At 45.9% G+C, this 15,952-nt stretch carries 12 protein-coding genes; 5 read left to right on the top strand and 7 right to left on the bottom strand.

Translation table 11 applies throughout. The features are described 5' to 3' along the window. Positions 1–68 precede the first annotated feature (68 nt). The 4 genes from NI466_RS09160 to cysM are packed head-to-tail and all read right to left on the bottom strand — an operon-like array spanning position 69 to position 5,572. Positions 69–2,378, bottom strand: coding sequence for a RelA/SpoT family protein (locus NI466_RS09160; protein WP_174894266.1), 2,310 nt, complete (start codon positions 2,376–2,378; stop codon positions 69–71). A 32-nt stretch (positions 2,379–2,410) separates the two neighbouring features. Beyond that, positions 2,411–3,799 carry a 23S rRNA (uracil(1939)-C(5))-methyltransferase RlmD gene (gene rlmD, locus NI466_RS09155; protein WP_253173372.1) on the bottom strand — a complete coding sequence of 463 codons (1,389 nt, stop codon included), beginning with the start codon at positions 3,797–3,799 and terminating at the stop codon, positions 2,411–2,413. Between the two features lie 6 nt (positions 3,800–3,805). After that, the gene (locus NI466_RS09150; protein WP_005248065.1) at positions 3,806–4,624 is read right to left on the bottom strand and encodes a 3'-5' exonuclease; all 819 of its coding nucleotides are present in this window, start codon (positions 4,622–4,624) and stop codon (positions 3,806–3,808) included. 18 nt (positions 4,625–4,642) lie between these two features. Next, positions 4,643–5,572, bottom strand: coding sequence for a cysteine synthase CysM (gene cysM / locus NI466_RS09145; RefSeq protein WP_253173371.1), 930 nt, complete (start codon positions 5,570–5,572; stop codon positions 4,643–4,645). Positions 5,573–5,934: 362 nt separating this feature from the next. Here cysM and NI466_RS09140 point away from each other — a divergent pair, with 362 nt between their 5' ends. From NI466_RS09140 to rsfS, 5 genes are all read left to right on the top strand, one after another. Next, entirely contained in the window at positions 5,935–8,742 is a 2,808-nt protein-coding gene (locus NI466_RS09140) for a GacS-like sensor histidine kinase (protein ID WP_253148527.1), read from the top strand. A gap of 107 nt (positions 8,743–8,849) precedes the next feature. Continuing rightward, complete coding sequence (locus tag NI466_RS09135) at positions 8,850–9,638, top strand: crotonase/enoyl-CoA hydratase family protein (RefSeq protein WP_004733731.1); 789 nt, start codon at positions 8,850–8,852, stop codon at positions 9,636–9,638. A gap of 36 nt (positions 9,639–9,674) precedes the next feature. Beyond that, a complete protein-coding gene (locus NI466_RS09130) occupies positions 9,675–10,544 on the top strand; it encodes an NAD(P)-dependent oxidoreductase (protein WP_253173370.1) in 870 nt (289 codons plus the stop codon). Between the two features lie 39 nt (positions 10,545–10,583). Continuing rightward, the gene (locus tag NI466_RS09125; RefSeq protein WP_004733727.1) at positions 10,584–11,372 is read left to right on the top strand and encodes a hydroxypyruvate isomerase family protein; all 789 of its coding nucleotides are present in this window, start codon (positions 10,584–10,586) and stop codon (positions 11,370–11,372) included. A gap of 81 nt (positions 11,373–11,453) precedes the next feature. Beyond that, positions 11,454–11,861 carry a ribosome silencing factor gene (rsfS, locus tag NI466_RS09120; RefSeq protein ID WP_253173369.1) on the top strand — a complete coding sequence of 136 codons (408 nt, stop codon included), beginning with the start codon at positions 11,454–11,456 and terminating at the stop codon, positions 11,859–11,861. A 270-nt stretch (positions 11,862–12,131) separates the two neighbouring features. Here rsfS and NI466_RS09115 read toward each other — a convergent pair whose 3' ends face one another. From NI466_RS09115 to NI466_RS09105, 3 genes are read right to left on the bottom strand one after another with little or no spacing between them, the layout of a single operon-like run. Further along, the gene (locus tag NI466_RS09115) at positions 12,132–13,577 is read right to left on the bottom strand and encodes an NAD(P)(+) transhydrogenase (Re/Si-specific) subunit beta (protein WP_253173368.1); all 1,446 of its coding nucleotides are present in this window, start codon (positions 13,575–13,577) and stop codon (positions 12,132–12,134) included. Between the two features lie 3 nt (positions 13,578–13,580). Next, positions 13,581–13,904 (bottom strand): proton-translocating transhydrogenase family protein, encoded by a 324-nt coding sequence (locus tag NI466_RS09110; RefSeq protein ID WP_004281642.1) that lies wholly within the window; start codon positions 13,902–13,904, stop codon positions 13,581–13,583. An 11-nt stretch (positions 13,905–13,915) separates the two neighbouring features. Further along, a complete protein-coding gene (locus NI466_RS09105; RefSeq protein ID WP_004733722.1) occupies positions 13,916–15,043 on the bottom strand; it encodes a Re/Si-specific NAD(P)(+) transhydrogenase subunit alpha in 1,128 nt (375 codons plus the stop codon). Between the last annotated feature and the right edge of the window lie 909 nt (positions 15,044–15,952).

Genomic DNA, 15,952 nt, shown 5'->3' with positions numbered 1-15,952 from the left:
ATTCAAATACCTTACAATAAAAAAGCCCGCAATTGAATTGCAGGCTTTTTAAACTTACATAAGGGAAATTAAGTACCCTGTACCAGACGGCGTGCGCTGATAATTCCCGGCTGCTGCTCTAGACGAGCCAAAAGCTTGGAAAGTTGTGCCAGACCTTTGACTTCAATCAACAGCTTCATATTGGCAATACCATCCGCTTCCGAAATGGTATTCACCTGACGGATATTGATCTGATCCGAGAAAATTACTTGCGTCAGATCTTTGAGCAAACCGCGTCGATCATAAGCTTCCACCACAATCTGCACACTTTGACCACGAGTCGGCTGCATTTCCCAGTCGGCTTCTACCGCACGTTCAGGCTCTTGGGTAATCATGCGCACATAGTCCGGACAAGCGACTTTATGAATGCTCACACCACGATTCAGAGTGATATAGCCAGCAATCGATTCACCATGCACCGGTTGGCAACATTGCGCGACATGTAGTTCCACGTTATCCAAACCATCGATCAGAATCCCGTGCGCTGACAGTGTATGACTGGCACGCGGGTTCAGGGCAGGTTTTAGCACCAGTTCAGGTTCGTCCTGATCCAGATGCATGTGACGATTCACCTGATTAATCAGGGCATGCAGGCTGATATCACCATTGACCAGATTGACCAGAATATCATCACCGGTTTTAACATTGAAGTGGTTGCAATAATCACTCAGATCAATCGATTTCGGGTGAATTGCCAGACGTGACAATTCTTTGTTCAGTACTTCACGGCCGACTTCCAGGTTCTTGCTACGATCCTGCTGACGGAACCAGTGACGCAACTTGTCTCGTGCCCGGGCTGTCTTGATATAACCCAGCGAATTAACCAGCCAGTCCCTGTTCGGTTCCCGGTCTTTTTTGGTCAGAATCTCGACCTGTTCACCGGTTTTCAGGGTATAGGTCAGCGGCACATAGCGCTGATTCACCCGTGCAGCATAGCACTTGTTCCCGACTTCGGTATGCACATGATACGCAAAGTCTAGCACGCTTGAATCACGTGGTAGCTCTTTGATATCACCATCACGGCTAAACACATAGATCTTTTCGAAGCCTTCAAAATCTTGAATATGCTCAAAATTCTCGATTTCATCTTCAGATTCTTTATGTGCACTGCTTTCATTGCGTTCTTGATAATGCTCAAGTACCGCACGTAAGGAATGCAGACGATGGTTAAAAGAGCGATCTGTAGTTTTCGCGCCTTCTTTATAATTAAAGTGTGAACATACTCCCAGCTCTGCTTCTTCATGCATGCTATGGGTACGAATTTGCACTTCAAGTGACTTGTTCTCGGCAATCACTGCAGTATGCAGGGAACGATAGCCATTGGCTTTCGGATTGGTAATATAGTCATCAAACTGATGCGGAATATGGCGCCAGATCTGATGCACAATACCTAAAGTGTGGTAACACTCCGGTACACTTTTCACCAATACCCGTAAAGCACGAATATCATAGAGCTGGTCAAAACTCAGGTTCTTGCTTTTCATTTTTCGATAAATCGAATAAATGTGTTTCACCCGGCCATTAATTTCAGCTTCGATACCATGCTCGGCCAATTCATTGCGTAATTTATCAATCACAAACTGAATATACTGTTCACGCTCCAGACGCTTTTCATTCAGTAAGGAAGCAATTTCTTTATAACGTTCCGGCGCAAGATAACGGAAAGCCAGATCTTCCAGCTCCCATTTCAGCTGGGCAATACCTAAACGGTGTGCCAGTGGCGAGTAAATGGTCAGAATTTCTCGAGCCACCCGTTCCTGACGCTCACGCGAGGAATTGGCCAGTTCACGCAAGGCATAGGTACGTTCAGCCAGCTTGACCAGAACAACACGTACATCTTCGGTGACCGAGATCAGCATTTTGTAAATGCCAGACAGATGTTCACGCTGGTTATTATTGAAATGATCTTCCAGACGTTTATTTTTTTCGATCAACTCAGACAGCTTACCCATGGCAAGCGTACCTTTGACCAGGCTATGCACCTGTTCGCCGAACTGTTCCAGTACTTCACTGAGTGGCATGACGCCTTCACGAACAGCACGATACAGCATGGCTGCGGACAAAGTATCTTCATCGACATGCAGATGCGCCAGAATATCCGCCATCTCAATACCGGTATAAAAGGTATTGGAGCGGTGCTGAACCGTACTTTGCAGCTCTCTTTCTAATGTTAAGTGGGCGACTTCTTCGAGCTGCGTTAAAGGTGCGCCATCTAATATGCCACGAACCCGATCCAACCATTCAGTCAGATCCTGGTGTGCTTGTTCGGCATGTTCTACAGTCGTCTCCTGTGACAACTCATTGAGTCGCCCAGGGAGTTGCTCACGTACTGTGACCATACCCGTCTCCTACTTTTAAAAACATCATTTCTTTAATCGTTTATTTGATTTTCTTTTTCGAACAATGCGATTGATTCAACATGTCCAGTATGTGTAAACATATCCATCACGCCCGCTTGGGTGAGACGATAGCCCTGTTGTACCAAGAGTCCTGCATCTCTGGCGAGTGTCGCAGGATTACATGACACATAAACGATTCTTTTAGCTCCAAACTGAGGGATATAATGCATCACTTCTTCTGCCCCGGCACGTGGCGGGTCGATTAATAATGCATCAAAACCTTGATTTGCCCAAGTGTGGTGCGAGAAATCTTTGGTTAAATCTTGTGAATAGAACGATATTTGTGCAATACCATTGTTTTTGGCATTTTCCGCACCACGTCGAACCATTTCATCACTTCCCTCGACCGCAATCACCTGACCCGACGCACCAACACAGCGCGCAAGAGGTAAGGAAAAGTTTCCTAATCCACAAAAGAGATCCAGAACCCGTTCACCCTGTTGCAGTTGTAGCAAATCACATGCCAATCGTACCATTTGCGGATTGATGCTTGAATTTACCTGAGTAAAGTCCAGAGGATTAAAGCCGAATTTCACATCAAAGTCATCAAGACCATAGTGTAAGCGTGCAGATGCTTCTGTATCATCTATTCGCGAAAGCGTTTCTTTGCCGGCAGGCTGCAGATACAGTTGCCAGCCTTTCTGTAACGTAAATTCGCGCAATTGGTTGACATCATCGGCAGATAATTTTGCAGTTTCACGCACCAGCAGCGCAATGTCCTGATCCCCCATGGCCAATTCTATATGACCGATGTCGGCCTTACCATTCAGACCTTGCAGCAATTGTTTAAGACGTGTAACCGAGCCAAACTCGCGATCCAAGATCATACAGCGATCAATCGGCGTAAGTTTGTTGGACTGATTTTCACGAAAGCCCACCACCAGCTGATCCTTGGAAGGCAGATAACGCACCCCGATTCGGGCTTTACGGCGATAATCTTCACGTTGTGAACGTAAAGGCGGTAGCCATTGATCAGGCTGGATTCCGGCAAAATGCTGAAGATGTGATTTCAGCACATTCTGTTTCAGTTCAATCTGCGCATCCGCAGCGATATGCTGCATATTACAGCCACCACAAACGCCAAAATGTGAACACACCGGCTTCACGCGAATCTCAGAAGCGTCGCTCAACAATTCAAGGCTGTCAGCTTCTTCTAGCTTCTTAACTTCTCGGGTAATGCGGGCACGCACGGTTTCACCCGGCAAGGCATAACGGATAAAGACTTTCTTGCCATGTTTATGCTGCGGATGATCCGGATGTGAACCATAATGAGCGATGCCACGTCCCTCATGCGATAGTGACTCAACCTGAAAAATATACTCGGGTTGCTGGATAGGACGTGCTTGTGCTCGATGTTTCATGAAAACCTAGGGTATGGAGATGGGAAAATCAAATTGGGTAAATTCAGTTCGTTGTGAGGTTTCACGCCAGACTGATAAAAAGTCCGCATGTTGCGGTTGAGTCTGCAAATATTGAATCGTGCTTTGCAGCAGATGCTGATAATCCGGCAGCAACAGCTGGCCTTTTAACAGCAACCAGCGGATATACACCAGCCAGGTATTCAGGACATCACCTTCACAATAAGACGTCAGTTCGGTCCATTGCTGATTGCGGACATATTCCGGAACCCGATAGGCTCCGTCACCGCGCTTGCCTGGATAACCCAGCAAATGTGCAACATCATCCAGCTTCTGGAAATGACGGGCATGAAACATGGCCATCACATCCATCAGGTCAACATGACGATGATGGTAACGATTCTGGTAGTTATTATAACGCTTTTGCGTATCAATTTCGCCCTGATCGAACAGACTCGGTGCAGAGAGTCCATGATACATGGCGCGGTATAAAATTACTGGTAAATCAAACTGTGAGCCATTCCAACTCACTAGAGTCGGATGTCGCTTGTCAAAAATGGACAAGAATTTTTTCAAAATTTCTGCTTCAGAATGCTGTTCTCGACTAAAGGAAAACAGCTTCATACCCTGTTCATCCATCCATAAACCGGAAATACAGACAATTTCATGCAGCGGTAAACGCTGAAAATCAGAGCCTGAATCCTGACGGCGTAATTTGGTCAGGGCCTGATCCAGATCTGCTTCGGGCAGGTCCAGACCAAACAGATGCGCGCCTGATTTGAGATCGGTTTGGGTTTCAATATCGAAAGTTAAAACAGGCAGGCGCATAAAACAGTGCTCAAATAATTATTCAGGATCTTGTACAGAGAATAACCCTGTAGACAAGTAACGGTCACCACGGTCACAGATAATACACACAATCACTGCATCCGGATGTTCTTCCGCCAGTTTAATCGAGGCCCACACTGCCCCACCAGAAGAGGTTCCGGCACTGATGCCTTCTTTCTGTGCCAGCTTGCGCATGGTTTTTTCAGCTTCGATTTGTGGAATATCAATAATGCGATCCACACGGCTACGGTCGAAAATGGTTGGCAGATATTCTTCTGGCCAGCGACGGATTCCGGCAATACTTGAACCTTCAGATGGCTGTAAACCAACGATCTGAATATCAGGATTCATTTCTTTCAGGTATTTCGACACACCCATGATGGTGCCGGTGGTGCCCATAGAACTGACAAAATGGGTAATCTTGCCACCGGTTTGCTGCCAGATTTCTGGACCCGTGGTCAGGTAGTGTGCTTCGACATTGTCCGGGTTTCCAAACTGATTCAGCACTAGACCCACGCCATCATTCTGCATTTGAGCAGCAAGATCACGTGCACCTTCCATGCCCTGCTCTTTGGTTACTTCTATCAGCTCGGCACCATAAGCACGCATCGCATCCTTACGTTCCTGACTCATATTGTTCGGCATGATCAGCTTCATTTTATAGCCACGCATTGCTGCGACCATCGCCAATGCAATCCCCGTATTTCCGCTCGTTGCCTCAATCAGGGTGTCACCCGGCTTGATCTGCCCACGCTTCTCGGCCTGCATGATCATATTGTAGGCCGGACGGTCTTTGACCGAACCTGCCGGGTTATTGCCTTCGAGTTTCGCGAGTACTGTAGCTTGAGTGTGACTTGCCAGACGCTGTAAACGCACCAGCGGCGTTTTGCCTACATAATGGTCTAACAAAAATTCATCTGCTTGAAAATCAGGGATGGTATTACTCATTATTTGCACCTATATCGAGGTGCGGCTATTGTATGAAAAAATGCTTTTCCCTGCACCCATTTAGCAAGGCTTTTTCAGAAAACTCACTAAAACTCACACACTATCAAGCCATAAACTACATTTCCCGATAATTTAGCCAGGTGAAGCAGCTCGCTAATGAAGATGAAAATACTATTTCAGTCTGGCACTTTTACAGATTGAAATTTCGTGCGTCTTAGTCTTGCTGTACCTGAGCAAAATTAACTGAAATCTCTTGTATTTTTAACTGCTAATCCGAAGCTTTATAAAAATTATGCTTAAATTTTAACTGTCGATTTAAAGCATGCTAATATGCCAGGCATAAAGAAAATACTGCTTAAATCATGTCAACGATCAACAAAAAGCTGTTTAAACGCCTACACTTAAATCATGCCTATGGACAGCTGATTGCGCTGATTTTTGTGCCAATTACTATTTTGGCCTGCGTCGGTGCCATGCTGGTGTTGACTGAAACCTCGAATGCCGCACGTGCCCAGCAGAAGCAGATGGCCATTGCGATTCTGACTCGCTTTCAAGGCACTTCAGAATATGCCCTGGATATCTTGAACCTGTATCCATGGCAATATGACCAAGCTCACAACGCCATGCAGAACATGCTGAATGAAAAGCATCTGGTTCGGGCAGCAGTTCTGGATGAAAATGGCAAGAATCGTTTGGGCATCGGTTTTCAGGAACAGGCGCCTTGGCCAGAATTTGAGAAAAGCGGCAATTTTGTTGGTCCGATTCTGCATCAAGATAATCATATCTATGCCATTAAAGTGAATGAAAACACTTTTTCTACCGGCTGGCTGGCGATCGAACTGGATAACCAGCCGCTAGCAATTGCCCGTTACCGAGTACTGATCGTACTGATTGCGACCGGATTACTGACCTTATTATTGTTATTACTTTGCTTGAATTTCTACTCACGGCGCTGGATCGCCCCAATGTATGAGATTCGCATGCAATTGCAACGCCTGAATGCCGACACCCTCGGCCAGCATATGGTGATTAACAGCACCGGCGAGCTGCGTTTATTGCAACGTGATATCGCCAATGTGGTGAAACGTTTGCATTTCAGCTTTCTGGAACTGCGTGAACATACCGAACAGACCGAAGACGATTTACGCCGCACCCTCGACACTTTAGAAGTCCAGAATATTACCTATCGTCAGGCACGCGACCAGGCGATCTCGGCCAACCAGGCCAAGTCGGTGTTTCTGGCCAATATTTCCCATGAATTGCGCACCCCGCTGAACAGTATTGATGGTTTTATTCATCTGTTGTTACGTCAGGGCAATCTCAGCAACGAGCAGAGCCTGTATTTGCAGACCATTCGTAAGTCTTCGGCGCATTTGCTGGCACTGATCAATGATGTTCTGGATTTTTCCAAAATTGATGCCGGCAAACTGGAACTGGAAACGGCACCTTTTGATCTGGAAGAAGCGATTTTTGATGTGATGGACATGTTGTCACCTCTGGCAGCACAAAAACATATTGATATGGCCTTCTATTATGCAGATGGTGTGCCAAAACACATTATTGGTGATGCGCTACGATTTAAACAGATTCTGACCAACCTGATTTCCAATGCGATCAAATTCACTCCGGATGGAGAAATCATTGTCCGGGCACGCATGGAACATGATGGAATGGATCAGTGTGTGCTGCATTTTAGTGTACAGGATAGCGGCATTGGCCTGAGTGGTACCGACCGTAAAAAGCTGTTTGAGTCCTTCTCGCAGGGTGATACCTCGGTGACCCGTCAGTTTGGCGGTACCGGTCTTGGTCTGGCAATTTCCAAACAGCTGGTCAGCCTGATGCATGGCCAGATTGGTTTTGAAGACAATCAGGAACGTGCTCCAACCGAAAAAGGCTCTACTTTCTGGTTTACTGCCCAGTTCCTGGTCGATGAAGATACCGTGATTGAGCATCCAGATTTTAGCGAATTGACCGTGGTGTCTTATCTTGCACATCCGGCAACTGCGAATGTGCTGCGGCATTATCTGGAAAATTATAAGGTTAAACATATTGAATGTGCATCAATTCTGGATCTGTTTAGCCGTCTGAATCATTTACAGAATAGCGAAAATACCTGGCTGATCGTCGATCATAGTGGTGACAGTGAAGTCTTGTTACGCGAAATCCGTTCACGTTATCAGGGTCATCTGGCTGTCTATGGTTATCAGATGCAACTGGATCCAAGCATGCTCAATGACCATCGTGCCCGTGCCCTGCATCAGCCACTCAGCCGCAGCGCGCTGATTCAGTTACTCGGCAATCAGCCGGTCTTCGACCAGGAACAGCATGAAGAATTTAATGGTCAAGGCCTGCATATTCTGGCCGTGGATGATCACTTACCCAACCTGATTGTTCTGGAAGCCTTGCTGGGTGAACTCAATGTCACCACGACCAAAGCCCTCAGCGGGCAGGAAGCGATCGATATTATTCAGCGCCGTTATGAACAGGAACAGCCGGCATTTGATCTGGTCTTTATGGACATTCAGATGCCAGTCATGTCGGGGATCGATACCACCCGTGCTATTCGCTCGCTGGAATCAACTTTTGAAAATCATAGCCGTCTGCCGATTATTGCACTGACGGCACATGCGCTTTCTGATGAAAAACATAAACTGCTGCAAAACGGCATGGATGATTATGTCACCAAGCCGATTCAGATCGAGCAGATTATCCAAATTTTGACGCACTGGACCACCGAGCATTTTAAACGGATTCCGGTACTGGAACGTGCCAATGTGATTGATGCTCTGGATCCGAATATTCTGGACTGGCAGCAAAGCCTGCAATTGGCAGCCAATAAGGAGGATCTGGCGGTAGACCTGTTACGCATGCTGGTAGACAGCTTTGCAGATGAACTCGATGAAATGCAGCAACTGATTGAACTGGAAGATTTCCCACAACTGGAACATGTACTGCATCGTCTATATGGCGCGACCCGTTATGTCGGTGCACCGACTCTGCAGAAAGTCACTGGTGGCTTTGAACAGTTCGTTTCGACCCTGCGCAAAGAACGTCGTAAAGCCGATGAAAGCTTTGTCCAGGACGTGCTGAAATATTTTGATGAACTCAAAGCCGTGGTTGAACAGGTTGAACAGGCTGCCCAGCAAATTTTGAAGCAACATTTAAATTAAAGCTTTGAAGCTGCTCAGTCCTTAACTTACTCAAGTGTGACTGGGCTGTCATGCAAGCCCAAAGGCTGCATGCTATGCTCAAGCCAGGAAAAATAAGGAAGAATGCCATGTCACTCGTGCGCTTGGAAAAAAATAACGGCATTGCCACTGTTACACTGAATCGTCCGGATAAACGCAATGCCATGAGCTTTGCCCTGCTGCGCGAACTGGTCGCGACTGCACAAAAAATCAAAAAAGATAAAAGCATCCGATGTGTGATTTTAACGGGAGAAGCCCAGGTCTTTAGTGCCGGTATTGATCTGGCAGATTTAAATAATCCTAAAAATCGTGCTTATGCCGCATGGGAACTGATCCGTCCGGGTCAAAGCTTATTTCAAAAAGCATTTCTGGTCTGGCAGGAATTGCCAGTCCCGGTGATTGCCGCAATGGAGGGCTTCTGTTTTGGTGCCGGGATGCAACTGGCATTAGCCGCAGATATCCGCATTGCCCATCCTGAGACCAAAATGTCGATTATGGAAACCCGCTGGGGACTGGTGCCAGACATGGGACTCAGCCGCTCCCTGAAAGGCCTGATTGGTATTGATCTGGCCAAAGAGCTGACCTTAACTGCCCGGATTTTTGATGGTGAATATGCCAAAGAAATCGGTCTGATCACCCATGTCGATGAACAGCCACTAGGAAGAGCACAAGCCTTGGCTGAAGAAATGCTGCAACGTTCTCCAGATGCGCTGATGGCCTCTAAATTTGTACTGGATGCCATGCAGCATCGTCCAAATAAATCCTTGCGTATGGAAAAAATATGGCAGCTGAAATTATTACTGGGTAAAAACAGTCAATTGGCCCGTAAAAAGGACAAAAACCCAGAGGTTCAGTTTGTACCGCGCCAATACAAATAAACCCAGTCTGAATCTAGGAAAGGAATAAACCAAAGCATGCAGTTGAATCGCGATACTAAAATTGCCTTTTTAGGTATGGGGCTGATGGGCACTCGCATGGCCACACGTCTGCTTCAAGCAGGTTTTCAGGTGGCAGTCTGGAACCGCACACCATCTGCCTGTGAGCCCTTGCTGGATCTAGGTGCAACTACGCTATCTTTGGATAAGATTACAGATTACCCGGTGATTCTGACCTGCCTGGCAGATGATCAGGCAGTGCAATCTGTTTTTGCTCAGATCGAACCGTATTTGGTTGCGGAGCAAGTCATTGTGGACTTCTCTAGCCTTTCAGTACAGCAAACCCAAACACTTGCCGCACAAGCACAGGCCAAGAAAGTAACCTGGATTGATTCTCCTGTTTCAGGTGGTACAGTTGGAGCCGAACAAGGCAGTCTAGTGATTTTTGCCGGTGGTGATGCCGCGACTATTGAAGATCTTGATCCGATCTATGCAGTACTTTCACAGCGCGTCACCCGTATGGGTGATACGGGTACCGGTCAGGCGACCAAAATCTGTAATCAGCTAATTGTGGCGGCGAATAGCACCTTGATCGCAGAAGCGGTCGCCTTGGCTGGACTTGCCGGGGTGGATACACGATTACTAGCGCCCGCGCTGGCGGGTGGTTTTGCTGACTCCAAGCCTTTTCAGATTCTGGCCCCCCGTATGGCCACGCAAACTTTTGAACCGGTGCAATGGAAAGTGCAGACTTTATCCAAGGATCTGAATAATGCCGTGCAACTGGCACAAAGCTTTAACCTGGATGTTCCGGTGGCGACTCAAGCTTTAACGCAGTTACATGCTCATCAAGCCCAAGGCTTTGCCGAAGCAGATCTGGCTACTGTAATCCAGCAACTAAAACATTCATAACGCTTGATTGATGCAGCCCTGAATATTGAAGAGACATACATGATTAAACTTGCCGTCAACCTGTCGATGATTTTTACCGAAGTGCCGCTGATCGAACGCTTCGCGCTGGCTCATGCACAGGGCTTTAATCATGTGGAAATCCAGTTTCCTTATGAGCTCACAATTGGCCAGATTCAAAACCAGCTCAGCACGCATCAGCTGAACTTGTGCCTGATTAATGTGCCAGCAGGCGATTTGATGCAGGGCGGTCATGGTCTGGCCGGCATTCCAGGACAGGAAATTGAGTTTCGTCATGCTGTTGAGCAGGCCATCCAGTATGCCACGGCGTTGAATGTACCCCGGGTGAACATTCTGGCAGGAAAACAACCCCTTGACTGTGATCTTTTACCCTGCCTGAATACGCTGGCGAGTAACCTGAAAATGGCCTGTTCAATGCTGCTTGAACATCAAATTGAACCGGTCTTTGAAATGATCAATGGCACCGATATGCCACGTTTTTTGATTCAAAATGTTGCTCAAGCACAGGAAATGCTGGAAGCGGTACATCATCCGGCCTTAAAAATGCAGTACGACTGTTACCACATGGCAATGATGGGCGAAGATGTACTGGAAACTTTGCAAGAAAATATTGCCTCGATTGGTCATATCCAGTTTGCGGATTGTCCGGGACGGCATCAACCCAATACGGGCTCAATTCAATATCATGATATATTTCAGTGGTTAAAACATAGTCAATATCAAGGTTATGTTGCTGCCGAGTATAAACCCAGCGGACATTCCAATGATTCCTTTGACTGGAAAGCTGAGTTCTTTCCGGAGCATGACTGAGTGGACTGCGGCTTCATTTGAAATTCAGGACTAAAACCGCTATATTAGACCATGCATAATTGTTAGGAAATTACACTCCCCATGAATTTAGAACCATCGCCCAGCGCTTCTAATTCTCACGATCTTACTATGAATTCAAATTCTCAAGCTGTAGAGGACTGCTTAAAAGTCGTACATGCTGCACTTGAAGATGTAAAAGCAAAAGAAATTGTTGAGCTTGATGTCAGCGGTATCAGTAATGTGGCTGATGCTATGGTCATTGCAAGCGGTACATCGACACGTCACATCAAATCATTGGCCAATAACGTTGCTGAAGAAGCACGTAAAGCTGGCTTCCGCCCTCTTGGTATTGAAGGCGAACGTGATGCTGAATGGATCCTCATCGACCTTGGTTATGTTGTGGTTCATTGTATGCTTCCAACAGCGCGTAAATTCTATGACCTAGAAAGCTTATGGCGCAATCCTGCAGATACTGACTCTGTAGCGTAAAAACCAAATATTCAAAAAAGCGACCTGTGTAGGTCGCTTTTTTATTGCCTGTTCATCTAACTTTATAAGCATTAATACAACTCAATCTGTTCGCTATTTTTCTTTAATTTTCATCTTGTCTTATGCACCGATTTGATTGGTATTTTAGGATCAATTCATCATAAACATAGACGTTCGATGACCACTCAATCATCCTTTTTCCAAGATATAAAATAAAAAATCCCCCTTTATTAAAGGGGGACTTAGGGGGAATTCTAATGATTTAGATGATTAGTGACCTGTACCATTAATGGCTTTAGTCATATCTTCCACCACTTTCTTGGCATCACCAAAGATCATCATGGTCTTGTCATTATAGAACAAGTCATTGTCGAGACCCGCATAACCGGTTGCCATAGAACGCTTGATCACCATAATCGTACGTGCCTTATGGGCTTCCAGAATTGGCATACCATAAATTGGCGATGTTGGATCATCTTTCGCCGCAGGGTTCACAACGTCGTTCGCACCAATCACTAGCACCACATCTGTTGCCGGGAAGTCCGAGTTGATCTCATCCATTTCCAGGATGTCTTCATACGGTACGTCCGCTTCAGCAAGTAGTACGTTCATATGACCTGGCATACGACCTGCTACAGGATGAATCGCAAAACGAACCGTTACGCCCTGCTCTTTTAGCAAGTTAGCCAATTCTTTTACCGCATTTTGGGCACGGCCTTGCGCCATACCATAACCCGGTACAATCACTACGCTGTCTGCATTTGACATCAGGAAGCCTGCGTCATCTGCCGAACCTGAACGGTGATTACGTTGAACCTGTTCACCTGCTCCTGCTATCGGCGCAGCTGCACCGCCCATCGCACCACCAAACAAAACGTTGATGATGGAACGGTTCATCGCTTTACACATGATGTAAGAAAGAATCGCACCTGAAGAACCCACCAGTGAACCTGCAACAATCAGCATGTTGTTTTCTAGGGTAAAACCAATACCAGCTGCTGCCCAACCCGAGAATGAGTTGAGTAGCGATACCACCACTGGCATATCACCACCACCGACTGGTGCAATCCATACCCAGCCAAATGCCAGCGCAAGACCTGTCATCGCCCAGAACGATGTCATATTGCCAGTCAGGAAGAAGTGAACCCCAAAACCTAACATTGCAATAAAGATGATTGCCTGAACTGGTTTCACCCACACACCTGAAATGGTTTTCGCCCATTTCTTCGCGGCCAGTTTGCCATAAGCAAAGACTGATGCTGTAAAGGTAATCGCACCCACGAAACAGCCCACAAACAGTTCAAATAAATGAACACGGCTCATTTCATGGAAATTCACACCATTGGCAGCCAACAGGTCTGGACCAAGTTCGATCAGTTTGTTGTTGTGAATAATGGCAGCGACAGCAATCAGTACCGCAGCCAGACCCACCAGTGAGTGCATCAACGCTACAGTTTCAGGCATCTGGGTCATTGGAACTGTACGTGCACGGGCAATACCCACGATTGCACCCAGCACCATTGCGCCAATGATCATCCAGACGACTGGATTCTCAGCTACAAAGAAGGTGGTTACGACCGCAATAGCCATCGCGATCATTCCGTAACGGTTACCGGCAATCGCAGTTTTAGGACCTGATAAACCACGTAGCGTCAGGATAAAAAGAACGGCACCAATCAGGTAGAACCAATCCGCATACTCTCGAATCATTTCCATGGATTAACCCTCTTTTTTCTTTTGCTTAGGTTTAAACATTTCCAGCATACGAGCAGTCACGGCAAAGCCACCGAAAATATTAATACTCGCCAGGAATACTGCAATCGCGCCAAGTACGCTCACCACGTTAATGGTCTGGAAATCCACGCTACCTTCAACGCCAATCACCGGCAGGCCAACAGTCTGAATCATTGCACCGACAATAATGATCGATGACAAGGCATTGGTGACCGCCATCAACGGCGTATGCAATGCTGGTGTTACACCCCACACCACGTAGTAACCTACGAAAATGGCAAGGACAAAAATCGTAATTGTTTCAACCATGAGTCTTCTCCTTAACCACGTTTCAGCAGCACTTGGCCGCCATGAGTGACGAGTAGGGCTTTTTGAATTTCTTCTTCTTGATTCAGGACAAAATTCTTATCTGCATCAAATAGTGTTTCAACGAAGTTAAATACGTTACGAGCGTATAAAGCAGAGGCTTCAGTTGATACAGTCGACGGAATATTTGGAATGCCGAGAATTTTGACGCCATTGTCGGTATGGACTGTTTCGCCACATTTCGAACCTTCAACGTTACCGCCCGATTCCACTGCCATATCTAAAATGACTGAACCCGGTTTCATTTTCGCAACTGTTTCAGCACGGATTAAACGCGGTGCATCACGGCCGGGTAAAAGCGCTGTGGTAATCACAATGTCAGCATTTGATACGGCTTTATCCACAATGGCAGCCTGATCGCGGATGTATTCCTCACCCGGCATCCAGCCATAACCATTCTTGGCCGCATCCGCCGCTTTTTGCTGCTCTTCGGCAGACATCGGCACGTCCAGCCATTTACCGCCCAATGATTCCACTTGGTCTTTTGCTGTTGGACGCAAGTCTGTGGCTTCCACAATAGCGCCTAAGCGTTTTGCAGTGGCAATGGCTTGCAGACCCGCGACCCCGACCCCCATGATCACCACACGGGCTGGTTTGACCGTCCCCGCAGCCGTCATTAGCATCGGGAACATGCGCTGGTATTCAGCCGCAGCCAGAAGGACTGACTTGTATCCTGCAAGGTTGGCTTGAGAAGACAAGACATCCATATTCTGCGCACGAGACAAGGTCCGTGGCAAAAGCTCCAATGCAAATGCAGACACGTTCTGTGCCGCAAATTGGTCAAGCTCAGTATTACGGTAAGGATCAAACATTGCCACGATAGTGGTGTTCGGGTTGAGTTTTTGAATTTCATCACCTTTCGGTGCACGAACTTTTAAAATCAACTGACTGCCGGTATAGGCATCATCCGTAATTTTGGCACCAACTTGTTCATAGGCACTATCGATATAGGCAGCTTTAACCCCTGCACCACGTTCGATAATCACGCTATGTCCTGCGCTGATCAATTTCTTTACTGTCTCTGGCGTCGCAGCGACGCGATTTTCACCGACAACAGTTTCGGCTGGAATTCCGATCTGCATGAGCGTTCCTCAAGCTAATTTTTCTTAAGTAAACATCGTGTAAACGATGCTTCCCCTCAGGATGTGTTCTTGTTGAATTTTTGGATTCTAATCAAACTGTTTGAAATTACCACCTACTATTTATTTAATAAATACCTATATTTTGAACTGATGATTCATAAAAATGATGCTGCAATAGCACATTTATTTAATTCTCTAGCTATTCATATTCGATGATTTTATAAACGATATTCATTCCACTGAATGAAATATCCAGATTTTGCTGGCGTAAATAAGCGCGAATTTCTGATTTATTTTGTTACATTGATGATTCTGACAATGATTGCTGTATTTCTTGATTCAGAAGCAGACTTTCAATTTCTCTAGTCCCTATAGATAGCGGCACTTTAGCTGCGTCGTTTTTTTAGTTTTGACTTTTTTGACAGATTTAGTACTCAAGCAAGAGCACTGTTTTTAGATGTTAAAATCGTATTTTATGAAATGATAGAATTTGTTTTGAGCAGATCTTCATCAGACATAATTGATACATCTGACAAAAAAATAATCGCCAAAATTTTATAAGACCCAAGTCTCAAACAGTCAGATAAAGGGTAGAAAAAAACCTTGCGTACTATTTATTATATTAATGTACTGAACTTGATTCAAAATGGGAAATCCCATTTTTGCACCAAATTTGCGCAACAAAATAGAGTAAATATTCCACTTTTTTTGGCTGAGTGCTCCTTTTTTATTGTTTCTAGATCAAGCTGCGCTTTAATGAAGCAACCCCATTATCAAAAGATAAAAAATTCTGCAAACATTCACTCATATTTTCTATTTAGGGTCTGTTGACATTTACTGTTCATAATTAACCCTATAAAGGTAGCCATAAAAATATACAGGCTAAAGCAACAGAACTTTGATAATTTC

This window comes from Acinetobacter lwoffii, assembly GCF_024129595.1.
Taxonomy (GTDB): domain Bacteria; phylum Pseudomonadota; class Gammaproteobacteria; order Pseudomonadales; family Moraxellaceae; genus Acinetobacter; species Acinetobacter lwoffii_O.
Note: the sequence above shows the minus strand (reverse complement) of the source record. Positions and strands in the feature narration are given on the sequence as shown.